The organism is Aeromonas sp. 130281, assembly GCF_056642115.1.
Genome location: NZ_JBWVQS010000002.1, coordinates 299558 through 321609, shown reverse-complemented (window position 1 = coordinate 321609; position 22052 = coordinate 299558). Strand labels below are relative to the sequence as shown.

General features: G+C 62.9%; 17 protein-coding genes. 5 read left to right on the top strand and 12 right to left on the bottom strand.

Translation table 11 applies throughout. The annotated features are described in order from the left end of the window. The first annotated feature begins 65 nt into the window (after positions 1 to 65). The 3 genes from AC1IN8_RS08460 to AC1IN8_RS08450 all read left to right on the top strand — a co-directional run bounded on the left by AC1IN8_RS08460 (position 66) and on the right by AC1IN8_RS08450 (position 3228). On the top strand, positions 66 to 503 hold the full coding sequence (locus AC1IN8_RS08460; RefSeq protein WP_139436525.1) for a PliI family lysozyme inhibitor of I-type lysozyme: 438 nt from the start codon (positions 66 to 68) through the stop codon (positions 501 to 503). Between the two features lie 365 nt (positions 504 to 868). Then, a complete protein-coding gene (locus AC1IN8_RS08455) occupies positions 869 to 2608 on the top strand; it encodes an ABC-F family ATP-binding cassette domain-containing protein (protein ID WP_479758613.1) in 1740 nt (579 codons plus the stop codon). Between the two features lie 83 nt (positions 2609 to 2691). Beyond that, entirely contained in the window at positions 2692 to 3228 is a 537-nt protein-coding gene (locus AC1IN8_RS08450) for a GNAT family N-acetyltransferase (RefSeq protein WP_479758612.1), read from the top strand. 59 nt (positions 3229 to 3287) lie between these two features. Here AC1IN8_RS08450 and yjeH read toward each other — a convergent pair whose 3' ends face one another. Beyond that, positions 3288 to 4565: an L-methionine/branched-chain amino acid transporter gene (gene yjeH / locus AC1IN8_RS08445; RefSeq protein ID WP_479758610.1), complete on the bottom strand. Its 1278-nt coding sequence runs from the start codon at positions 4563 to 4565 to the stop codon at positions 3288 to 3290. 135 nt (positions 4566 to 4700) lie between these two features. Then, positions 4701 to 5993, bottom strand: a complete 1293-nt coding sequence (locus AC1IN8_RS08440; protein ID WP_247627060.1) for an HAAAP family serine/threonine permease — start codon at positions 5991 to 5993, stop codon at positions 4701 to 4703. A 496-nt stretch (positions 5994 to 6489) separates the two neighbouring features. Between AC1IN8_RS08440 and AC1IN8_RS08435 the strand changes: the two genes are divergently transcribed. Both AC1IN8_RS08435 and AC1IN8_RS08430 read left to right on the top strand, forming a co-directional pair. Then, entirely contained in the window at positions 6490 to 7398 is a 909-nt protein-coding gene (locus AC1IN8_RS08435; RefSeq protein ID WP_139436644.1) for a LysR family transcriptional regulator, read from the top strand. Positions 7399 to 7499: 101 nt separating this feature from the next. Further along, the gene (locus AC1IN8_RS08430) at positions 7500 to 8906 is read left to right on the top strand and encodes an MATE family efflux transporter (RefSeq protein ID WP_479758608.1); all 1407 of its coding nucleotides are present in this window, start codon (positions 7500 to 7502) and stop codon (positions 8904 to 8906) included. A 75-nt stretch (positions 8907 to 8981) separates the two neighbouring features. Here the strand turns inward: AC1IN8_RS08430 and accA are convergent, their stop codons facing one another. The 10 genes from accA to rseP form a co-directional block, all read right to left on the bottom strand. After that, positions 8982 to 9932, bottom strand: a complete 951-nt coding sequence (accA, locus tag AC1IN8_RS08425) for an acetyl-CoA carboxylase carboxyl transferase subunit alpha (RefSeq protein ID WP_025327902.1) — start codon at positions 9930 to 9932, stop codon at positions 8982 to 8984. Positions 9933 to 9948: 16 nt separating this feature from the next. Continuing rightward, a complete protein-coding gene (gene dnaE / locus AC1IN8_RS08420) occupies positions 9949 to 13428 on the bottom strand; it encodes a DNA polymerase III subunit alpha (protein ID WP_479758607.1) in 3480 nt (1159 codons plus the stop codon). Beyond that, positions 13429 to 14019, bottom strand: coding sequence for a ribonuclease HII (gene rnhB / locus AC1IN8_RS08415; protein ID WP_479758606.1), 591 nt, complete (start codon positions 14017 to 14019; stop codon positions 13429 to 13431). Positions 14020 to 14099: 80 nt separating this feature from the next. Next, the gene (gene lpxB, locus AC1IN8_RS08410) at positions 14100 to 15239 is read right to left on the bottom strand and encodes a lipid-A-disaccharide synthase (RefSeq protein WP_479758604.1); all 1140 of its coding nucleotides are present in this window, start codon (positions 15237 to 15239) and stop codon (positions 14100 to 14102) included. Beyond that, complete coding sequence (gene lpxA, locus AC1IN8_RS08405; RefSeq protein ID WP_139436541.1) at positions 15232 to 16023, bottom strand: acyl-ACP--UDP-N-acetylglucosamine O-acyltransferase; 792 nt, start codon at positions 16021 to 16023, stop codon at positions 15232 to 15234. Before lpxA ends, lpxB begins: the two co-directional genes overlap by 8 nt. A 2-nt stretch (positions 16024 to 16025) precedes the next feature. After that, positions 16026 to 16487 carry a 3-hydroxyacyl-ACP dehydratase FabZ gene (fabZ, locus tag AC1IN8_RS08400; protein ID WP_010673414.1) on the bottom strand — a complete coding sequence of 154 codons (462 nt, stop codon included), beginning with the start codon at positions 16485 to 16487 and terminating at the stop codon, positions 16026 to 16028. A 24-nt stretch (positions 16488 to 16511) separates the two neighbouring features. After that, positions 16512 to 17531 (bottom strand): UDP-3-O-(3-hydroxymyristoyl)glucosamine N-acyltransferase, encoded by a 1020-nt coding sequence (gene lpxD / locus AC1IN8_RS08395; protein ID WP_139436543.1) that lies wholly within the window; start codon positions 17529 to 17531, stop codon positions 16512 to 16514. A 3-nt stretch (positions 17532 to 17534) separates the two neighbouring features. After that, positions 17535 to 18047: an OmpH/Skp family outer membrane protein gene (locus AC1IN8_RS08390; RefSeq protein WP_139436545.1), complete on the bottom strand. Its 513-nt coding sequence runs from the start codon at positions 18045 to 18047 to the stop codon at positions 17535 to 17537. Between the two features lie 142 nt (positions 18048 to 18189). Beyond that, entirely contained in the window at positions 18190 to 20613 is a 2424-nt protein-coding gene (gene bamA, locus AC1IN8_RS08385) for an outer membrane protein assembly factor BamA (RefSeq protein ID WP_139436547.1), read from the bottom strand. A 34-nt stretch (positions 20614 to 20647) separates the two neighbouring features. After that, positions 20648 to 22000, bottom strand: coding sequence for a sigma E protease regulator RseP (gene rseP, locus AC1IN8_RS08380; protein WP_139436549.1), 1353 nt, complete (start codon positions 21998 to 22000; stop codon positions 20648 to 20650). Positions 22001 to 22052 lie beyond the last annotated feature (52 nt).

Sequence of the window (22052 nt, the reverse complement as noted above, 5' to 3'; positions counted from 1 at the left end):
GACAGGGCGGGGCCAGGCCCCTGCCCACTGATACCGCAAGACAAGCAGCAACAAGGGTCACATCCATGAAAGCCTTACTCATTACTCTCGGCCTGCTCAGCCTGCCCCTGACTACCCAGGCGGCGGAGGGATTCTTCCAGCAGCTGACGCTGCCAACGGGCCAGGTGCTCACCGTCGGCGAGGGGCGCGGCGAGCCCGCCTCCACCGGCAGCTACGACGTGCGCCTCTACTCAGGCGCCAACCCCGAGTTCCCGCTGGATCAGTTCATCGACGGCAAGGTGATGCCACGCGATGGCAGCATCAAGGCGCTCAAGCTGCTGGATCTCAACGGTGACAAGCAGCCCGAACTCATCGTCCTGGTGGAGAGCGCCGGCAGCGGCAGCTACCAGAGCGCCGACGCCTTCACCATCAATGGGCAGGAGGGGCTGGAGAGCTTCAACCACGTGGAGGGACTGGCCCCCAATGAAGATGTGATCCAGGCGCTCAAGACACCCCGCGACTGATCCGCCACCGCCAGCACAACGCCCCGCCCCGCGGGGCGTTTTGCTGTTGCCGCCCCTCTTTTCACCGGATCCCCCCAGCTATCCTGAGGCTGGCCCTCCGATAGACGGCTGTTTTTTATGCGCTTATAATCGCCTCACCCAGCCATCACTAAACACAAGGAGGTAAAAAATGGTTATCCAAGCGTGTCCGATGTTCTCGGCTCGCCTGTTCGGCACATTCGTCCGCTCTTGCCTGCATACCATCGCGCTGCGATAGCGGGTTCGAGCAAAGCCGACTCCTTCCACACCGAGACCTTTCTCGACCGTTGTCGCCAGCGCTCCTGATGACAGGGATTTCCGATCCCGCCATTTAAGAGAGCAAGAGCATGACGACACTGATGAGTACCCACTCCCTGCAGATGACTGCGGGACACCTCCCCTTGTTTGACCACCTCGATCTCGGCATCCAGAGCGGCGATCGCCTGGGCCTGATTGGCGCCAATGGCTGCGGCAAGAGCACACTGCTCGCCCTGCTGGCTGGTGAGCTGCAACCCCATGACGGACGGGTGCAGCAGGCCGCCCCCTGCCGCTGCGAGTTCGTGGCCCAGCACCTGCCCCCAAGGCTGCAAGGGCTCGGCACCCGCGCCGTGCTGCAGGATGCCCTGGGGGGTGACCCTGCCGCCGACTGGCAGGTGGACAAGATGCTGACCGAGCTGCAGCTCGAAGAGCAGGCCGAGCTCCCCGCCAGCGCCCTGAGCGGCGGCCAGCACACCCGGTTGCAGATAGGCCGCGCCCTGCTGCGCCAGCCGAACCTGCTGCTGCTCGATGAACCCAGCAACCACCTGGACCTGCCCGCCCTGCTCTGGCTGGAGCAGTTCCTCCTGGGCTGGCGGGGCGCCCTGGTGCTGGTCTCCCACGATGCCCGCCTGCTCGATCGGGTGACCCGCGAGACCCTGATCCTGCGGGAGGGGCGACTCCATCGCTTCGCCCTGCCCTGCAGTCAGGCCAGGGTGGCGCTGGCCGAAGAGGACGAGCAGGCCCGCCTGCGCCGGGCCGACGAGCAGAAGGAGATTGACCGCCTGAGTGCCAGCAGCAAGCGCCTCGCCATCTGGGGACGGGAGCATGACAACGAGAAGCTGGTGCGCCAGGCCAAGTCCATGGAAAAACGCATCAGCCGCCTGCAGGAGGAGCAGAGCCAGGTCGCGGCGCCGGCCCCCTGGCGCCTCGAGCTGCACGGGCAGGCACTGCCCGCCGATGCCCTGCTGCGACTGGAAACCCTCGAGGTGCGCCCCGCCCCCGGCTTGCCGCCCCTGCTGCGGGCCGAGGATCTCTGGTTGCGGGCCGGCGACAGGGTCGCCCTGCTCGGCGCCAACGGCACCGGCAAGTCCTCCCTGCTGCGCCAGTGCTGGCGCGAGGTATGCGATCAAGGGCCGGGTGAGGGCTGGTATCACCACCCAGGCGCCAGCATCGCCTACTACGATCAGTCCCTGCAGCAGCTGGATGGCGACGCCACCCTGAGCGACGCCCTCTATCCCCTGGCGCCCTTGCCGGAGGTGACACGGCGCCAGGCGCTGATCCGTGCGGGCTTCCCCTACTCCCGCCATGGCCAGCGGGTGCACGCCTTGAGCGGGGGGGAGCGGGCCAGGCTGCTGTTCCTCGCCCTCTCCCTGGCGAGCCACCATCTGCTCTGGCTCGATGAACCCACCAACCACCTGGATCTGGCGGGCAAGGAGGAGCTGGCCGAGGCCTTGAACGCCTTCCCCGGGGGCGTCTTGCTGGTCTCCCACGACCGGGATCTGATCGAGCGCAGCTGCAACCGCTTCTGGCTGATCAGAGACGGGCGCATCCAGGAGGCCCACAGTGCCAAGCGGGCCTATGCCGAGCTGCTCGGCGATGCGCCCTCGTTGGCTGCAGACAAGGCAAGCCTGGCCGCCTCCGCAATGGTGCAGGCGCCGGCCGGCCCGGCGGATAACGAAGAGGCGCTGCTGGCCCGCTGGTATGAGCTCGATGCCCTGCTGGCCGCCGATCTCGCCCGCAAGCCCAGGCACCAGACGCCGCGGCTGCAGCAAGAGTGGCGCCATGAGCTGGCAAGGCTGGCCAGCCTGCTCGGGCTGGTCGAATCATGAACGCAGCCATAAACCACCTTGGCCATCCACCCCTGTTTGACTCAACACAAGCGGCCAGCCACGGCTGGCCGCAAGGAGCCCTCATGACTTCAACTTCACCACCGGAGATCAGGCTGGATCCCGTCACCGAGGCCGACCTGCCCCACATCTATCGCGGCCTGTCGGATCCGCGAGTCGTCGCCTGCTACGGCGTCAGCTACGACAGCCTGACGGCATGCCAGGCCCAGATGGATTGGTACGCCGAGTTGATCCGCACGGGCCGCGGTGCCTGGCACCTGATTCGCAATCCGCACACCAAAGAGCCGCTGGGGGCCATCGGCTACAACGATGCCGACCTTCAGCACCGGCGGGCCGAGCTGGGCTACTGGCTCTATCCCGAACACTGGGGCAAGGGGATGATGAGCGCGGCGCTGCGGCTGTGGCTCCCGCTCACTTACCGCACCACCGAGCTGCACCGGCTGCTGGCGGTGGTAGAGGAGCCCAACCTCCCCTCCGCCCGCCTGCTGGAGCGGGCCGGCTTTCGCTACGAGGGCACGGCGCGGGAGTGTGAGCGCAAGGGGGAAGGCTTCATCTCCCTTCGCCACTACGCCCTGTTGCGCAGCGACCTGCCAGACCTTTAAGCACCACCACTTCTGATAGCCAGTAAAAAGCCCCGCACTGCGGGGCTTTTTTTGGGCGGCTACTTGATGGCGCAGACGTCGCCTGACGCCGGGCGACGGCGCCTGCGCCGCCACAGGGAGAAGCAGCCATACCCCAGGCTCAGCACCACCGCATAGAGCACCTGGGAGGCGAGCGCCACCAGCACGGCCGCGCAGAGCAAGACGCTCACCCCCGCCAACCCCTTGCCCGTGCCGCCGAGCAGGCGCCAGCCCGCCGCCATGCAGAGCAGATAGACCAGCACGAAGTTGCCGTTGGCGTAGCGGATAAGCTCATCGAGCGGCAGCTTGAGCCAGAGGATCAGGGTGATGGAGACCAGGCAGATGGCGAGCACCCAGCACAGGGCATTGAGGGGTGCCCCCCGGGCCGAGAGCCGGGAGAGGGAGACGGGCAGTTTGCCTTCCCGCGCCATGCTCCAGATAAGGCGCGCAAACCCCTGCAAGTAGATGTTGATGCTGGCGAAGCAGGAGAGATAGCCGAGCACCGCCACCAGCCACTTGGCGGTGGGGCCGAACAGCAGGGAGAGCAGGGCCGGAATGGCGGTGGCATTGGTCGCCTCGTCCCCATAGAGACCGTATTTGAGCACCACCAGGGAGTGGACCCAGTAGATGAGCCCCGCCAGCAGCACGCCGCCGAGCAGGGCCAGGGGATAGTCCCGCTCTGGCCGCTTGAACTCCTCCCCCATGTGGGCGAAGGCTTCCAGCCCGACGAAACACCAGAACATCACCGCCAGCGCCGTGCCCATGGCGGGCCACTCGGCGGCCGTCGGCAGCGGCTGGGCCGCGTCGCGCCAGCTCAGATCCCCCTTGAACCAGATGAGCAGGGTCAGCCCCAATATGGCCAGGGCAATCAGCAGTTGCAGGTTACCGGAGGAGCGCGCCCCCCTCAGCCCCAGCAGGAAGACCCCGAGCAGGGTCAGCAGCTGGATGGCCCACAGGGTCCACTCCCCCATGTCGAACAGGGCGTGCCAGAAACCGGCGGCTATGGTGAGGGCGGCGGGCAGCCCCACCGGCAGCACCGCCAGAAACAGGAAGGCGGAGAAGCGCTCGGCGCCGTTGCCAAAGGCGAGCCCGATGAGGTGCGGCGCCCCGCCCGCATGGGGGTAACGGCGCCCGAGCCGGGCGAAGGTGAAGGCGATGGGCAGCACCAGTACGATGAGCAGCACCCAGGCCCAGAGCGAGGCCCCTCCCGCCAGCGAGGCCGCGGTGGCCGGCACCACGAAGATCCCGGTGCCGAGCAATGAGGTAGCGAGCAGCCCCATCCCCTGCCAGAGCCCGAGATCCTTTTTCAACCCAGACATATCCTTTTGTCCTGTCTAGAAAAACATCCCGCCATGTTAGGCCGCTGCCACGGCTTTGTTAAGCACTCTGCGCCGCAAATAAAAAAGCCGCCTCTTGGGAGGCGGCTTCTTCATTCAACGGCGTAACCGGAATTATCAGGCAATCAGCTTGTAGATGATGCCGGACATGGCGATCAGGCCAATCAGGGTCACGAAGCCGTTGCTGATGTTGCCGGCGTATTTGCGCATGGCCGGGATCTTGGCGATGGCGTACATCGGCATCAGGAACAGCAGCATGGCGATGATGGGGCCGCCCAGGTCTTCGATCATGCCGAGGATGCTCGGGTTGATGGTGGCGATGGCCCAGGTGGTCAGGATCATGAAGAGCGCGGTCACCTTGTTCAGCTGCTTGATCTCGACCTTCTTGCCCTTCTCGCGCAGCGCCTTGGCCATCAGGCCGTTCATGCCTTCCTGCGCACCCAGGTAGTGACCCAGGAAGGATTTGCTGATGGCAACCAGGGCGATCAGCGGTGCCACTGTGGCGATCACCGGGTTGTCGAAGTGGTTGGCCAGGTAGGAGAGGATGGAGATGTTCTGCTCCTTCGCCGCCGCCAGATCAGCCGGGGAGAGGCTCAGTACGCAGCTGAATACGAAGAACATCACTGTCATCACCATCATGACGTGGGCGCCCAGCAGTATGTTGCTGCACTTCTTCTCGGCACCTTCACCGTAACGACCCTTGTTGTCCACCGCGAAGGAGGAGATGATCGGGGAGTGGTTGAAGGAGAACACCATGACAGGGATGGCCAGCCACAGGGTCTTGATGAAGTCACCGTTGAAGGCCTCGGACAGCGCAGGCGCTTCGGTCACAATGGCACCGTTCCAGTGCGGGACCAGGTAGAGCGCCAGGCCCATCAGGGTGATCACGAAGGGGAACACCAGCACGCTCATCGCCTTGACGATCACCTGGCCGCCGAGGCGAACGATCGCCATCAGACCCAGGATCAGCACCAGGGAGAGGATGGCACGGGGAGGCGCCGTCATGCCCAGCTGGTGAACCATCAGGCTCTCGACTGTGTTGGTGATGGCCACCGAGTACATCAGCAGGATGGGGTAGATGGCAAAGAAGTAGAGCAGGGTGATGAACTTGCCTGCGGTCTTGCCGAAGTGCTCTTCTACTACTTCAGTGATGTCGCCATCACGGGTAGAGCCGGACAGCACGAAGCGGGTCAGGCCGCGGTGGGCGAAGAAGGTCAGCGGCAGGGCCAGCACCAGCATGGCCACCAGCGGCCAGAGGCCACCGACGCCGGCATTGATCGGCAGGAAGAGGACACCGGCACCGATGGCGGTACCGTACAGGCCCAGCATCCAGACCAGATCGGCCTTGTTGATGCCACGGGAGGAGGCTTTGCTCAAGCTGCCTTCAACTGCAATATTCATGTCAGACATAGGGATGTTCCTGTCATCAAGGAAAGTGGATTCTTACTAGTCGGTGGGCATGGGCCCGGTTCCCTCTCCCTGGAACACCTGCTGTTCGTCCTTTTTTATTCTCATGCCCCGGCTATCCGGCCATCACTCCATGTGACAACCAAATTGCAACAAACGAAGGCATGAGATCGTGATACTGAGGGTGTCGCTCGCGCCATTTAACAAATTGGCAACGGCCACCTCATCCGATGGGCTGACTCTAGTTAAAAGCCCCTATTAATCACAGCGTTTTTTTGAATTAATCAACCAAAGTTTGATTCCAGTCGCCTTTCAAACGAGCAAGATCACATTACGTACGCCATGTTGCGAAATTTTTTTAACAAATCAAAAATGGGTGGTGATTTTTGCCCCCCCTGAAAGAGCAACAAAGCCGTTACAACTCCCGCGACAGCGTGCCGATTGTCTCCCGCCCGCCCTTGGCGTACCCTTGGTTTTCCCCCACTGCCCCTTGCTGAACATGACCATCACCCGCACCGATCTTGCCGAACTGGCGGTATTTGCCGCCGTCGCCCGCCACCGCAGTTTCAGCAGGGCCGCCCTCGAACTCGGGGTCTCGGCCTCGGCCCTGAGCCACTCCCTCAAGGGGCTGGAGAGTCGTCTGGGAGTCAGGCTGCTCAATCGCAGCACCCGGGCCGTGGTGCCGACCGAGGCGGGGGAACGCCTGCTGACGCAGCTGCTGCCGACCCTGGGTCAGCTGGAGGAGGCGCTGGAGGAGTTGACGCGCCACGGGGATGAGCCGGTCGGCAGGCTGAAGATCTGTGCGCCCAGGGCCGCCATTCAGGAGGTGCTGGCCCCTGTGCTTATCGACTATCTGGTGCGCTATCCGCGCATGCAGGTGGAGGTGGTGGAGCAGGAGCTGATGCCCCGTCTCATCGAGGATGGCTATGACGCCGCCCTCTTCTACGGCGATCTGCTGCCCCAGGAGATGATAGCCGTGCCCCTGGGTCCGTTGCAGCGCTATCTGGTGGTGGGCTCCCCCGACTACCTGGCAAGGCGTGGCATCCCCCTGCACCCCTCCGAACTCAGCCAGCACGACTGCATCGGTTACCGCCTGACCCCCCATCACCACTATCGCTGGGCCTTTGCCGCCGACGGCGCTCTGCTGGAGATAGAGGTGAGCGGACCGCTGACCACCAGCACCCCCGCCCTCTATCTGGGGGCGGCCGAGGCGGGTCTGGGGCTGGCCTACTGCTACGAGGAGGAGGTGAGCGACGCCCTGGCGGCGGGTCGGCTGGTGAGCGTGCTGAGCGCCTGGAGCCCCACCTTTGCCGGCTTCCATCTCTTCTACCCCAGCCGCCACCAGCTGGGCCACGGCCTGCGGGCCCTGATAGACATGTTGAAGGCCCACCATAGCCCGCGAGACTAATGAGCATCACTCATCAATCCATCAAATAAACACTGGATTATCAATGGAAAGATAAGAATCTACACTGTGGCTTCGATCCCCGACCCGGCAGAAGCACAGATATGTCAGCCTATTTCATTCGCCGCCAGCGGGCCATGACCCGCCGTTTCTGGGGCTATGCCCTCCCCTCCATCATGGCCATGCTGGTCTCCGGCGCCTATTACCTGGTGGATGGCATCTTCGTCGGCCACTATGTGGGGGCCGCCGGTCTCGCCGGGATCAATCTGGTCTACCCGGTCATCATGGTGCTGATCGGCCTCGCCGCCATGATCGCCATGGGGGCGGCGACCGCCATCTCCCTCCAGCAGGGGGCCAGAAACGTCGCCCTGGCCCGCCAGGCCCTGGTCAATGCGCTCTGGCTGCTGGGGCTGCTGGGGGCCTTGGCGCCGCTGCTGCTGCACCACTGGCACATCGACATCCTGTTGGCCCTGGGCATCACACCGGATACCGAGACCTGGCAACAGGCCAGCGACTACCTCACCTGGATCGGGGGCGGCACCCTGCTGCTGGCCAGCAACCTGGCGGTGCCCTATCTGCTGCGCAACGACGGTCGACCCCGCCTCGCCATGGTGCTGGTGAGCGGCGGTGCCCTGCTCAACATACTGCTCAACTACATCATGGTCGGCCGCCTGGGGCTGGGGCTGGTGGGCACGGCCCAGGCCACCCTCATCTCGGAAGGGGTGGTCAGCCTGCTTGGCCTTGGCTATTTCTTTACCTCCCGCGCCAGATTGCGGCTGGAATGGCGCCAGCTGGTACCCAGCTTCCCGGCCATGCCCAGGCTGATGTTCACCGGGCTGCCGAGCCTGATCGCCCAGTTCAACCTGGGGTTGTTGCTGCTGCTGCACAACAGCCAGCTGATGGTGCACGGCTCGGTCAAGGATCTGGCGGGCTTCACGGTGGCGGGTTACACGGAGGCGGTGTTCATCGTGATCCTGCAGGGGCTGGCCTTCGGCATACAGCCGCTGATCAGCCAGGCCACCGGGGCCGGGCGCCAGCGGGATCTCAGATTCCTGATGGCCATGGGGCTCAAGATCACGTTCATCTACGGTCTGGCGGTCTGGCTGCTGATCCAGCTGCTGCCCCGCCAGGTCGCCATGCTCTACACCGGGGATCAGGATGCCGAGCTGCTGGCCGCCGCCATCAGCAGCCTGACCCTCAACCTCGCCGCCATACCGCTGGAGGGGATCATCATGTTTGGCATAGTGCTGCTGCAGTCCATGGCGCGCACCCGCCAGGCCCTGGTCATCTCGGCCGCCAAGACGGCGCTGCTGCTGCCCCTCATCTTCCTGCTGCCGCTCTGGTGGGGGCGCGACGGCGTGCTGCTGGCCCAGCCCGCGACCGTGCTGCTGCTGACCCCGCCGCTCTGCTGGCTGTTGTGGCGGGAGTGGCGTCGCCTCGCGCAGGCCAAGGCCCCCCGCCACCCGCTCCGCCCCCTGGTACAGGTGAGGGAGGAGGTGATGACGAGATGAGATCCCAGGTTTTCTGCCGCCCATAAAAAAGTCCCCGCAATGCGGGGACTTTTCACAAGAGATGATCGCCGGGCATCAGCAGTAGCCGTAACCCAGCAGGCGCTGGTAGCGCTGCTCCAGCAACTGGTCGCTGTCCAGCGGGCGCAAGGCCGCCAGGTCTTGCTTGATGCGATCCTTCAGGCGCTGGGCCATCAGCTCCACATTGCGGTGGGCGCCGCCGAGGGGCTCTTCGACGATGCTGTCGATGAGCTTCAGCTCCTTCAGGCGCTGGGCGGTGATGCCCATGGCATCGGCGGCCACAGGCGCCTTGTCGGCGCTCTTCCACAGGATGGAGGCGCAACCTTCCGGCGAGATGACGGAGTAGGTGGAGTACTGCAGCATGTTGACGCGATCGCCGACGCCGATGGCGAGGGCACCGCCTGAGCCGCCTTCACCTATCACGGTGCAGACCACGGGCACGGTCAGACCGGCCATGACTTTCAGGTTGCGGGCAATGGCCTCGGACTGGCCACGCTCCTCGGCACCCACGCCGGGGTAGGCGCCCGGGGTGTCGATGAAGGTGATGATCGGCATCTTGAAGCGCTCGGCCATCTGCATCAGGCGCAGGGCCTTGCGGTACCCTTCCGGGCGCGGCATGCCGAAGTTGCGACGGATCTTCTCCTTGGTCTCGCGACCCTTCTGCTGACCAATCACCATGACGGGCTCGCCGTCCAGGCGGGCGATGCCGCCGACGATGGCCTTGTCATCGGCGTAGGCGCGATCACCGGCCAGCTCGTCGAAGTCGGTGAAGATCTGCTCGATGTAGTCGAGGGTGTAGGGGCGCTGGGGATGACGCGCCATCTGGGACACCTGCCAGGCACCCAGATCGCCGAAGATCTTCTTGGTCAGCTCTTCGTTTTTCTTCTCCAGCCGACGGATATCTTCGCTGAGATCCACGGCACTGTTGTGCTCGCTCACATGGCGAAGTTCATCGATCTGAGCCTGCAATTCGGCGATCGGCTGTTCAAAATCCAGAAAAAGACTCATAGGGACAATAGATCCTCTAATCAAAAACCAATTCAACCCGCTCTCGTCCAAGCAGGACTCGCAAGTCATCTATCAGTTGATCGGTGGGCGTCACCCGCCACTCGGTACCGAGCGTCAATCGCGCCCGGGAGCCGGGCCGACGATAGTTTACCTGAACCGGACAGACTCCGGCACGGGCGGGCTCCAAAATCTCGCACAAACGCGGGAAAAAGCGTTCGTCAATGCGTTGTTCATCGAGGGAAATGCGGATCGCCCTGGCGAAACGCTCCCTCGCATCGTTGATATCCAGCAATTCGCGGGCCGACATTTTAAGGCCACCGGAGAAGTCATCAAAGCTGACCTGTCCAGAAACCACTAAAATACGGTCTTTTTGCATCAATTCTTCGTATTTTTCCAGCGCTTCACTGAAAAGGGTCACATCCAGACGGCCGGATCTGTCGTCCAGGGTGAAGATCCCCATCTTGTTGCCGCGCTTGGTCACCATGCTGCGCGCCGCGATCACCAGCCCAGCCGCCGTGGTCACCGTATCCCGGGAGGTGGGATGCAGATCGCACAGCCGGCCCGAGGTGTAGCGACGCAGCTCGCCGCTGTACTGGTTGATGGGGTGGCCGGTCAGGTAGAGCCCGAGGGTCTCCCGCTCCCCTTCCAGCCACACCTTGTCCGGCCAGTGCGGCACGTTGGCGAACGCCTTCTTGACGTCGTCTATCTCCTCGGTGAGCACGCCGAACATGTCGACCTGCCCCACCGCCTGGGCCTTGGCGTGCTGTTCGGCGGCGCGCATCGCCTCCTCCAGCGTCGCCATCAGGGCGGCGCGGTGGGGGCCGAGCCGGTCCATGGCGCCGGAGAGGATGAGTTTTTCCATCACCCGCTTGTTGAGCTTCTTGATGTCGACCCGGTTGCAGAAGTCGAACAGATCCCGGAAGGGGCCGTCCTGATCCCGCGCGCTGAGAATCGCATCTATGGGGCCCTCGCCGACCCCTTTCACCGCGCCGATACCGTAGACGATGTGGCCATCTTCGTTGACCGAGAAGCGATAGCGGCCGGTGTTCACGTCAGGGGGTATGACGGTCAGCCCCATCCGCTGGCACTCGTCCACCAGCGTCACTATCTTGTCGGTGTTGTCCATGTCGGCGGTCATCACCGCCGCCATGAACTCGGCCGGGAAGTGGGTCTTGAGCCAGAGGGTCTGGTAGGAGACCAGCGCATAGGCGGCGGAGTGGGACTTGTTGAAGCCGTAGCCCGCAAACTTCTCCACCAGATCGAAGATCTTCATCGCCAGTTCGCCGTCGACGCCGTTCTTGATGGCGCCCTCCTCGAAACCGGCCCGCTGCTTGGCCATCTCCTCGGGTTTCTTCTTGCCCATGGCCCGGCGCAGCATGTCCGCCCCGCCCAGCGTGTAACCCGCCAGGGTCTGGGCTATCTGCATCACCTGCTCCTGGTAGAGGATGATGCCGTAGGTGGGCTCGAGTATGGGCTTGAGGCTCTCGTGCTGCCACTTCTCGTCCGGGTAGGAGATGGCCTCCTTGCCGTGCTTGCGCTCGATGAAGTTGTCCACCATGCCGGACTGCAGCGGGCCCGGACGGAACAGGGCCACCAGGGCTATCATGTCTTCGAAGCAGTCGGGCTGCAGCCGCTTGATGAGATCCTTCATGCCGCGGGATTCGAGCTGGAATACCGCCGTGGTCTCGAAGCGCTGCAACAGCGCGAACGACTTCTTGTCGTCGATGGGGATGGCGGCGATGTCGACCGGCGGCTTGCCCTCCTTGGCCAGGCGCGGGTTGATCATGCCGAGGGCCCAGTCGATGATGGTGAGGGTCCGCAGTCCCAGGAAGTCGAACTTCACCAGGCCGGCGTACTCCACGTCGTTCTTGTCGAACTGGGTCACCGGGTGGTGGCCGGAATCGTCGCAGTAGAGCGGCGCGAAGTCGGTGATTTTGGTGGGGGCTATCACCACACCACCGGCGTGTTTGCCGGCGTTGCGCACCACACCTTCCAGTCGGCGCGCCATGTCGATGAGGTCCTTGACCTCCTCGTCCTGCTCGTAGAGCTCCGGCAGCTTGGGCTCGGCCTCGAACGCCTTGGCGAGCGTCATGCCCGGATCCGGCGGAATGAGCTTGGAGATGCGATCCACGAAGCCATAGGCGTGGCCCAGCACCCGGCCCACGTCCCGCACCACCGCCTTGGCCGCCATGCTGCCGAAGGTGATGATCTGGGAGACCGCCTCCCGGCCATACATCTCGGAGACGTGGTCGATCACCTCGTCCCGTCTGTCCATGCAGAAATCGACGTCGAAGTCGGGCATGGAGACCCGCTCGGGGTTCAGGAAACGTTCGAACAGCAGATCAAACTCGAGCGGATCCAGGTCGGTGATCTTGAGGGCGTAGGCCACCAGGGAACCCGCCCCCGAACCCCGGCCCGGGCCGACCGGGATGCCGTTGTCCTTGGACCACTGGATAAACTCCATCACGATGAGGAAGTAACCCGGGAAGCCCATCTGGTTGATCACCTTGAGCTCGATGTCGAGGCGCTCGTCGTACTCGCCACGCTTGACGGCGCGTACCTCGGGATCCGGGAACAGGAAGGCCAGACGGTCCTCCAGCCCCTCCTTGGACTTCATCACCAGGAAATCTTCGGTGGTCATGTCGCCGGTCGGGAAGTTCGGCAGGAAGTACTCCCCCAGACGCACCGTCACGTTGCAGCGCTTGGCGATCTCCACCGTGTTTTCCAGCGCCTCCGGGATGTCGGCAAACAGCTCGCACATTTCTTCCTGACTGCGCAGGTACTGCTGCGGGCTGTAACGGCGCGGACGGCGCTTGTCCATCAGGGTGTAGCCGTCGTGGATGGCGACCCGGATCTCGTGGGCATCGAAGTCGTCGGCCCCGAGGAACACCACCTCGTTGGTGGCCACTACCGGCAACTCGAACTCGGCGGCGATGGCCACCGCCATGTGCAGGTAGACCTCCTCGTCTGGGCGGCCGGTACGCAGCAGCTCCAGATAGTAGGCATCCGGGAAGTGAGTCCGGTAGAAGGCGAGGCTCTGCTCCACCATCTGGCGGTTGCCCTTGAGCAGGAACTTGCCGAGATCCCCCTCGCGACCACCGGAGAGCACTATCACCCCCTTGGCGTGCTCGACCAACCAGCCCTTGTCGATGACAGGCCGCCCCTGCACGTGGCCGCGCTGGTAGCCGCGGGAGATGAGCAGGGTGATGTTCTGATAGCCGTCATTGTCCATGGCGAGCAGGGTGAGGCGGAACTGCTCGTCGCCGAGCTCCTCGCTCTGCACCCAGAAATCCGCCCCGACGATGGGTTTGATCCCCTTGCCGTGGGCCGAGCCATAGAAGCGCACCAGGCCGCACATGTTCATCTGGTCGGTCAGGGCCAGGGCCGGCATGTTGTTGGCCGCGGCCGCCGAGACGATGGGGCCGATTTTCTGCAGGCCATCGACCATGGAGAAGTCGGAGTGGACCCGCAGGTGGACGAAGCGAGGATCGGCCATCTATTTGATCCCCAGCGCCCGGCGCACCGGTTTGAAGCTCTGCCGATATTCGGGCAGGGGGCCGCGCTCGGCCAATATGGCGAGGTGTTCGGCAGTGGGATAGCCCTTGTGGCGGGCGAAGCCGTACTCGGGATGACGGCCGTCAAGCTCGGTCATCTCGGCGTCGCGGGTCACCTTGGCGAGGATGGAGGCGGCGCTGATGGCGGCCACCAGGCTGTCCCCCTTGACCACGGCACGGGCCTCCATCGGCAAACTTGGACAGCGGTTGCCGTCGATAAAGACCAGCTCGGGAGTGATGGACAAGCCCGCCACGGCGCGCTGCATGGCCAGCATGGTGGCGTGCAGTATGTTGAGCTCGTCGATCTCCTTCGGGGTGGCACGGCCGATGGACCAGGCCAGGGCCTTTGCCTTGATTTCATCAAACAGCGCGAGGCGCTTCTTCTCGGAGAGCTTCTTGGAGTCGGCGAGGCCAAGGATGGGATTGGCGGGATCCAGGATCACCGCGGCGGTGACCACGTCACCCACCAGGGGGCCACGACCCACCTCGTCAACCCCGGCAACCCGCTTGTCTTGTGGAATATCGATCGTCATATCACAGGCCTTGAATCAAAACCGGCCCCGCAGGGCCAGTGTCAGCACAACATAACGCCAACAGCGCGCCGCCAGCCACCCTAACTGTCGAGCAGCTCGGCCACCGCCTCGGCGGCCTGCACGTCGGCGTTGCAGCGGATCTTCTGGTGCAACTTGGTGAAGGTGGCGATGAGCTCGCTGTTGTCGTGCTCCAGCAACTTGCTGACCTCTTCCACCAGATTGGCCGCAGTGCACTCATGCTGGATGAGCTCGGGCACCAACATCCTGTCTGCCAGCAGATTCGGCAGGGAGACGTACTCCGTCTTCACCAGCCACTGGGCCAGCCAGTAGCTCAGCGGCTTGAGCTTGTAACCCACCACCATGGGCCGCTTCACCAGCATGGCCTCCAGCGCGGCCGTGCCGGACGCCAGCATCACCACGTCGGCGGCAATCATGGCCTCACGGCCCTGACCGTCCAGCAGCACCATGTCGAGATCCGGCGCCACCTCGGCCTTGATGGCGAGGAACTGCTCGCGCCGCTTCTCGTTCACCAGCGGCACGATGAAGCCAAGATCCGGGCAGTGCACCGTCAGGTGCTTGCACGCCTCGAGGAAGACGGGGGACATGAAGCCGACCTCGGCGCTGCGGCTGCCCGGCAACACCGCCAGCCAGCGGCGGCCCGGCTCGAGGCCGAGGGTCTCGCGCATCTCCTGCCGATCCGGCACCAGGGGAATGTCGTCCGCCATGGTGTGCCCGACGAAGCGGCAGGGGGCATCGAAGCGGTCGTAGAAGGCTTTCTCGAACGGCAGGAAGGCGAGCACCATGTCGGTGGCGGCCTTGATCTTGTGAATGCGGCCCTGACGCCAGGCCCAGACCGAGGGGCTGACGTAGTGGACCGTCTTGATACCGGCGCGGCGCAGTTTCAGCTCCACCCCGATATTGAAATCCGGTGCATCCACCCCGACGAAGATGTCCGGGGGATTGGCAATGAAGTGGCGCAGCAACTCGCGGCGCACCTGGAGGATCCGGGGCAGACGTCCCAGCACCTCGCTGATGCCCATGACGGAAAGCTCTTCCATCTCGAACAGAGCCTTGACGCCCAGGGCCTGCATGCGCGGCCCGGCGATCCCTTCGAACTGGGCATAGGGATAACGAACCAGCAGCTCGCGCACCAGACCGGCAGCCAGGATGTCGCCGGAGGTCTCTCCGGCGACTATGCCGATGCGGATGGGCTTAGGCACGGATGATCCCGCGCTCGTTGCCCTTGAGGAAATCCACATAGAGCTGGACGGCCGGCTCGGTGGCCGCCATCTCGCTCAGTACCGGCAGCACCTCTTCGATGGTCTTGCCGGAGCGGAAGATCTCCTTGTAGGCACGCTTGACGGCCGAGATGGCTTCGGGCGTGAAGCCGCGACGACGCAGGCCTTCGGAGTTGACCCCGAACGGCTTGGCGTAGTTGCCGGCGGCCATCACGTAGGGCGGCACGTCCTTGTTCAGGGCGGCGCAGCCACCGACGAAGGCGTGGGAGCCGACGCGGCCGAACTGGTGAATGGCAGACAGACCGCCGAAGATCACGAAGTCACCGATGTGAACGTGGCCAGCCAGGGTCGCGTTGTTGGCGAAGATGCAGTTGTCACCGATCATGCAGTCATGGGCCACGTGCACGTTGACCATGAAGAGGTTGCCGCTGCCGACCCGGGTCAGGCTCTGATCCTGGGTGGTGCCACGGTGCACGGTGCAGTTCTCGCGAAACACGTTGTTGTCGCCGATCTCGAGGAAGGTGCGCTCGCCGGCGTACTTCTTGTCCTGGCAATCCTCACCGATGGAGGTGTGCTGGAAGATCTTGTTGCCACGGCCGATCCTGGTCGGGCCCTTGATCACCACGTGGGAACCCACCCAGGTGTCGTCACCTATCTCCACCTCGGCACCGATGACGGTAAAGGGGCCGATTTCCACCCCTTTGCCGATCACGGCAGACTCATGGACGATGGCGGTATCGTGGATGATGGCAGTCTGGTCAATCACGGTTACACCTCGCGTTTGGCGCACATCAGTTCGGCGGTACAGACCACTTCACCGTCGACTGTGGCAACGCCAGTGAACTTGGCGATGCCGCGACGCTCCTTCAGAAACTCTACGTCGAGCACCAGCTGATCGCCAGGGCCGACCGGACGCTTGAAGCGGGCGTTGTCGATGGAGGCAAAGTAATAGAGCTCGTTGGGGGACGGCTTGCCCACCATGGTAAAGGCCAGGATACCGGTGGCCTGGGCCATGGCTTCCAGGATCAGCACGCCGGGGAACACCGGCTTGGCCGGGAAGTGCCCCTGGAAGATCGGCTCGTTGAACGAGACGTTCTTGATGGCGCGCAGGGTCTTGCGCTCATCGCTGATCTCGTAATTTTCCACCTTGTCCACCATCAGGAACGGATAACGGTGGGGCAGCAGATCCATGATTTCCTGGATCCCCAGGCTTTTCTTTTCAGTAGTCAAAACAGTACCCTATACCAATCGTGATTATTCTTGATCCAGCTTTTTCTCAAGTCGGCTCAACCGCTTGTGCATCTCTTCGATACGCATCACCCGGGCGGCGGTCTTGCGCCACTCTTTATTGGTTTGCAGGGGGATGCCTGAAGAGTAGATTCCGGGCTCGGTAATGGGTCGCATCACCATGGCCATACCGGTGACGGTGGCCTGGTCGCAGATCTCCATGTGCCCGTTAAAGACGGAAGCGCCGCCAATGATACAGTATTTGCCGACCTTGAGACTACCGGCCATCACGGTCGAGCCCGCCACGGCGGTGCCGTAGCCAATCTCGACGTTGTGGGCGATCTGGCACTGGTTGTCGATGATGACGTTGTCCGCGATGCGGGTGTCTTCCAGGGCACCGCGGTCTATGGTGGTGCAGGCACCGATTTCCACCCGGTTGCCTATGGTCACGCCGCCGAGCTGGGGGATCTTGATCCACTCGCCACGCTCGTTGGCATAACCGAAACCGTCGGCCCCGATCACGGTGCCGGCTTGCACCAGACAATCCGTGCCCAGGGTCACGTTATGATACAGGGTGACGTTGGCCCACAACCGGGAGCGTGCTCCCAGTCGGGTATCCTTGCCAACGAAACAGCCCGGGCCGATGCGGACATCATCCCCCAGCACGACGCCGGATTCGATGACCGCATTGGCGCCGATGGCCACTCTCTCGCCCAGTTGCACATCCGCCGCGATGACGGCACTCGGATGGATATCCGTGGCCGGCTGCGGTGTGGTGTCCAGCAGTTGGGCTACCCGGGCAAAGCCCACATAGGGGTCTTTGAGCACCAGGGCATTGGTGGGGCAAAACGGCAGGTCCGCCTCAGTGATGAGCACGGCAGTCGCCTTGCTCTGCTCCAGGAAATGCCGGTACTTCTTGTTGGACAGGAAGGCAATCTCCCCCTCCCCGGCTTTTTCCAGTGTCGCTACCTTGCGGATTTCCCGGGTCCCATCCCCATGGACCTCGGCCCCCAGTTGCTGGGCCAGCTGTGCGAGAGTGAATGCCATCAATTAGTTGCTCTTGCTTACCTGAGAGATAACCTGGCTGGAGATGTCCAGCTTGCTGGCGGCATAGGGAGCAGCATTGCGCTCCAGCACCAGATCGTAACCATTGCTCTTGGCGATGGCGTCGATGGCAGCCTGTACCTTGGTCAGGATCTTGTTGCGCTCTTCAGCCTGACGACGGCCGTTGTCCTGCTCGAACGCCTGACGCTTCTGGTTGAACTCCATCTGCAGCTTGGCCAGCTTCTCCTGGTTCTGCTTCTTCTGCTCGTTGCTCATGAAGGCTTCGTCCTTCTTGAACTTCTCGACCAGAGCCTGACCGTCGGATTCCAGCTTCTGCAGCTCGCGCATGCGCGGCTCGAACTCGCCCTTCAGTTTCTTGGCCACGGCTTCACGCTGGGGCAGCTTTTGGAAGACTTCGCCCATGTCGACCACGGCGATCTTGGTCTCAGCCCAGGCGGAGCCCATACCGGCAGCCATCAGTGCAAAACTCAAACCAGCTACTTTCAACGCTTTATTCACACTTACTCCTTGGTCCCTCGGTCGAGGGCTACCTGATTTACCTGATTGTGCAAGCGATCTCTGGGACCGGCTTGTTACCTGGTGAGGCACGCAAGCTGCGCGTCCCATCATTGAATACCCCCTGGTGGGGGCGGGCCCGCCTTTAGAAGGTACGGCCGATGTTGAAGGAGAAGACTTCGGTATCGTCCCCTTCGTATTTCTTGAGCGGCTGCGCCAGCACGAACACCAGGGGGCCCATGGGGGAGAGCCACTGCAGTGACAGACCCGCCGACATCCGGATATTGGTGGGGTCAGAATAGTCCATCAGATAGTTACAGCCACTGAAGCAACGGTTCTGGTACTGACCATATTCGAAGGTGGTATCCCACACGGTACCGGCATCGATGAAGAAGCTGGTCCGCAGCTGGGGCTGGTAGCTTTCAGACGCGAACGGCGTCGGCACTATCATCTCGAGGGAGGCCACCGCCAGGGCATTGCCCCCCACAGAGCTGTCGGTACCCTGGATCACGTCGTTACCGCCCAGGTTGTAGTAGTAGAGCGCCTTCGGACCGACGGTGTTGCTCTTGAAGCCGCGCAGGGTGTCGAAGCCACCGGCGTAGTAGTTCTCGAAGAAGGGCAGCACGTGGTCGTAGTCACCGTTGCTGCCGTAGCCATTGCCGTAAGAGGCGCGGGCCTTGGCCAGCATGACCCACTGGTGGTCGGCATCAAACGGGAAGTAATGGGAGTCTTCGGCGTTGAGCTTGAAGTACTGCAGATCCATGCCAGGCACGGTCACCTTGGCGTTCACCCGCTGACGGTCACCGGCGGTCGGGAACTGACCCTTGTTGAGGGTGGAGCGAGTCCAGCCGGCGGTGACGTCCACGGTGTTGAACACCATGCGGTTGTCGCCGTCCAGGTTGGCCTGGTAGACCTTCCAGAACTCATCCACCTGCACATAGGGGTTGGGCTGGGAGAGCTTGTTGTTCTCGTAGCCGAGGCTGAAGTCGAGACGGTTGTTCTCGTTGACCGGGAAACCGCTGGAGAGACGGAAGCCTATGGTGGTGTTTTCGTAGTCGACGATGTTGGCATCGGCCGCACTGAACTTGTTGTAGTAGAGGCGGCCGCCCAGGCTGACCCCATCGACGGTGAAGTAGGGATCGTTGTAGCTGAGATCGATGTTCTTCGAGTAGTCGTTGGTGCTGGCATTGATGCCGATCTTCTTGCCGGTCCCCATGAAGTTGTCTTGCTGCAGGCCCGCCTGCAGGCTCAGACCAGACTCGGTACCGTAGCCGATGCCGGCGTTGATGGAGCCTGCCGGCTGCTCCTTGACCTTGAAGTCCAGATCGACCTGATCGTCGCTGCCTGCCACCCGCTTGGTGTCCACTTCCGCGGTCTCGAAGAAGCCGAGGCGGTTGAGACGGGTCTTGGACTGCTCGACGTTGTCGGAGGAGAGCCAGGTGCCTTCCATCTGACGCATCTCGCGACGCAGCACTTCGTCCTTGGTGGTGACGTTGCCGCTGAAGTTGATGTTGCGCACATAGACCCGGGGACCCGGCTCTATGTTGACGATCAGCTCCACTTCCTTGGTCTGGTCATTGACCTGGGGGAAGGTGACCACTTTGGGATAGGCGTAGCCATAACGGCCGAGGAACTTGGAGAGCACCTCTTCGGTGTGGGTCACCTGGCTGGCGGAGTAGACGCTGCCCGCCTCTATGGGGATGAGCCCCTTCATATCGCCGCCACGGTCGATGAGATCGCCCTTGAGCTGCACGCCGGAGACCTTGTACTGATCCCCTTCTTTGATGTTCAGGGTGACGTAGACGCCCTTCTTGTCCGGGGTCATGGAGACCTGGGTGGACTCCTGGGCGAAACGGATGTAGCCGCGGTCCATGTAGTAGGAGCGCAGCACTTCGATGTCACCGGCCAGCTTCTGCTTCTGATAGCGCTGATCGCCGGTGAAGTTCCACCAGGGCACATCGTCCTTCAAGGAGAGCTGGGCCAGCAGTTTCTCTTCCGGGAACACCTGGTTGCCGACTATGTTGATCTGCTGGATCTTGGCCGCTTCCCCTTCCACGAAGGTGAACTTGAGGTCGACCCGGTTGCGCGGCAGCGGGGTGACGATGGCCTTGACCTTGGCGGAATACTTGCCCACGCCGTAGTAGAAATCTTCCAGTCCCTTCTCGAGGGAGCTCAGCACGGTGCGATCCAGGGGATCACCGACGCGGATGCCGGAGGACTCCAGGCTCTGGGTCAGCTGCTCCTCCTTGATGTCCTTGTTGCCGGAAAACTCGATGCTGGAGATGGTCGGGCGTTCCTTCACCACAACTTGCAGCACCTGGCCGTCACGATAGACCTTGACGTCCTCGAAGTTGCCGGAGGCATAGAGCTTCTTGATGGCGTTGGCCAGGGCCACCGAGTCCACGGAGTCACCGACCCGGACCGGCAGATTCAACAGGGCGGCGCCCAGGGTCACCCGCTGCAGACCCTCGACCTGAATGTCTTGCACCACAAAAGAGGCAGGGGCCGCCTGAGCCAGGAAGCTGGCTCCCAGCAGGCAACTCAACACCAATGCTTTTTTAACAGCCATTTTGTTCTTATGTGTCCTTGTTGATGCTCTAGCCTCAGAGGCGAGCGAAATCATTAAACAGCGCAATGCCCATCAGTAACATCAGAATGGCGGCGCCTATCCTGAACCCAATTTCCTGAATTTTTTCTGGTACCGGCTTGCCGGTGACTGCCTCGATGAGGAAGTAGACCAAATGGCCCCCATCCAGCACCGGCAGGGGGAACAGATTGATGATCCCCAGGTTGACGCTGATGAGCGCCAAGAAACCGAGGAAATAGACCAACCCGTAATCTGCGCTGCTGCCAGCCCCCTTGGCGATGGAGATGGGGCCGCTCAGGTTGTCCAGGGAGACGATGCCACCGATCAGCTTGCCGATCATGTCGAAGGTCAGCGTGATCAGGCTCCAGGTCTTCTGGACCCCATGCCACAGGGCTTGCAAAGGCCCATACTGTAACAGAACTCGATACTCATCCGGTAATGGAACCAGTTGCGGCGACAGGCCGACGAAACCGACCAGCTGGCCCCGTACTTTTTTCACATCCGGGGTCAGGGTCAGGGTCAGATCGCTGCCCTCGCGCTCCACCGTCACCTGCAGTGGCTGCTCCGGTGATTGCTGCACCCTCTCAACAAACTCGGTCCATTCGGTGATCGCCTGATCACCCACGCCCTTGATGCGATCGCCCACCTGCAGACCCGCCTTCTCGCTGGCGCTCGAGGGCACTATGGCCTGCACCACGGGCAGCACCTTGCCGCCGAGGGGGACTATCCCCAGGCTGCCGATGGGGGACTCCTTGTCCGGATCGAAGCTCCAGCTATCCAGCATCAGCGTCTTGTCGACGGCGTAGCTGGCGCCAGGCGCCTTCAGCTTGAGCTGTACCGACTTGTCACCCAGGTGGCTGATGAGGGCATAGGTCACGCTCTCCCAGTCTCCGGTGGCCTCGTCGCCGACGCCGACGATCTCCATGCCAGGCTCTATGCCGGCCTGGGCCACGATGGACGCAGGGCGCACCTCGCCGACCACCGGCTTGACGCTCGGCACCCCTATCATGAACATCAGCCAGAAGGCGAACAGGGCGAACACGAAGTTCGCCATGGGGCCGGCCGCGACTATGGCCATCCGCGCCCAGACACTCTTGTGGTTGAAGGCCTGTGCCTCCTCCCCCGGCTTGAGTTCATCGACCCGGCCGTCCAGCATCTTGACGTAGCCGCCGAGCGGGATCAGGGCCAGCACATACTCGGTGCCATCCTTGCCGATGCGGCGCCAGATCGCCTTGCCAAAGCCGATGGAGAAACGCTCGACCTTGACGCCGCAGCGGCGGGCTACCCAGAAGTGGCCAAATTCATGCACCGCCACCAGCAACCCCAGGGCCACGATGAAGGCGCCTATGTTCCACAACACGCCGCCCATCAGAGCTTCACCTCGACATCATTCCCGAAGGCGTAGAGAGAGGCCGCTGGCC

What these genes read in the sequence shown, in the direction of transcription:
- AC1IN8_RS08460 (WP_139436525.1), top strand. Translation starts at nt 66, where the DNA reads ATGAAAGCCTTACTCATTACTCTCGGCCTGCTCAGCCTGCCCCTGACT.
- AC1IN8_RS08455 (WP_479758613.1), top strand. Translation starts at nt 869, where the DNA reads ATGACGACACTGATGAGTACCCACTCCCTGCAGATGACTGCGGGACAC.
- AC1IN8_RS08450 (WP_479758612.1), top strand. Translation starts at nt 2,692, where the DNA reads ATGACTTCAACTTCACCACCGGAGATCAGGCTGGATCCCGTCACCGAG.
- yjeH (WP_479758610.1), bottom strand. Translation starts at nt 4,565, where the DNA reads ATGTCTGGGTTGAAAAAGGATCTCGGGCTCTGGCAGGGGATGGGGCTG.
- AC1IN8_RS08440 (WP_247627060.1), bottom strand. Translation starts at nt 5,993, where the DNA reads ATGTCTGACATGAATATTGCAGTTGAAGGCAGCTTGAGCAAAGCCTCC.
- AC1IN8_RS08435 (WP_139436644.1), top strand. Translation starts at nt 6,490, where the DNA reads ATGACCATCACCCGCACCGATCTTGCCGAACTGGCGGTATTTGCCGCC.
- AC1IN8_RS08430 (WP_479758608.1), top strand. Translation starts at nt 7,500, where the DNA reads ATGTCAGCCTATTTCATTCGCCGCCAGCGGGCCATGACCCGCCGTTTC.
- accA (WP_025327902.1), bottom strand. Translation starts at nt 9,932, where the DNA reads ATGAGTCTTTTTCTGGATTTTGAACAGCCGATCGCCGAATTGCAGGCT.
- dnaE (WP_479758607.1), bottom strand. Translation starts at nt 13,428, where the DNA reads ATGGCCGATCCTCGCTTCGTCCACCTGCGGGTCCACTCCGACTTCTCC.
- rnhB (WP_479758606.1), bottom strand. Translation starts at nt 14,019, where the DNA reads ATGACGATCGATATTCCACAAGACAAGCGGGTTGCCGGGGTTGACGAG.
- lpxD (WP_139436543.1), bottom strand. Translation starts at nt 17,531, where the DNA reads ATGGCATTCACTCTCGCACAGCTGGCCCAGCAACTGGGGGCCGAGGTC.
- bamA (WP_139436547.1), bottom strand. Translation starts at nt 20,613, where the DNA reads ATGGCTGTTAAAAAAGCATTGGTGTTGAGTTGCCTGCTGGGAGCCAGC.
- rseP (WP_139436549.1), bottom strand. Translation starts at nt 22,000, where the DNA reads ATGGGCGGCGTGTTGTGGAACATAGGCGCCTTCATCGTGGCCCTGGGG.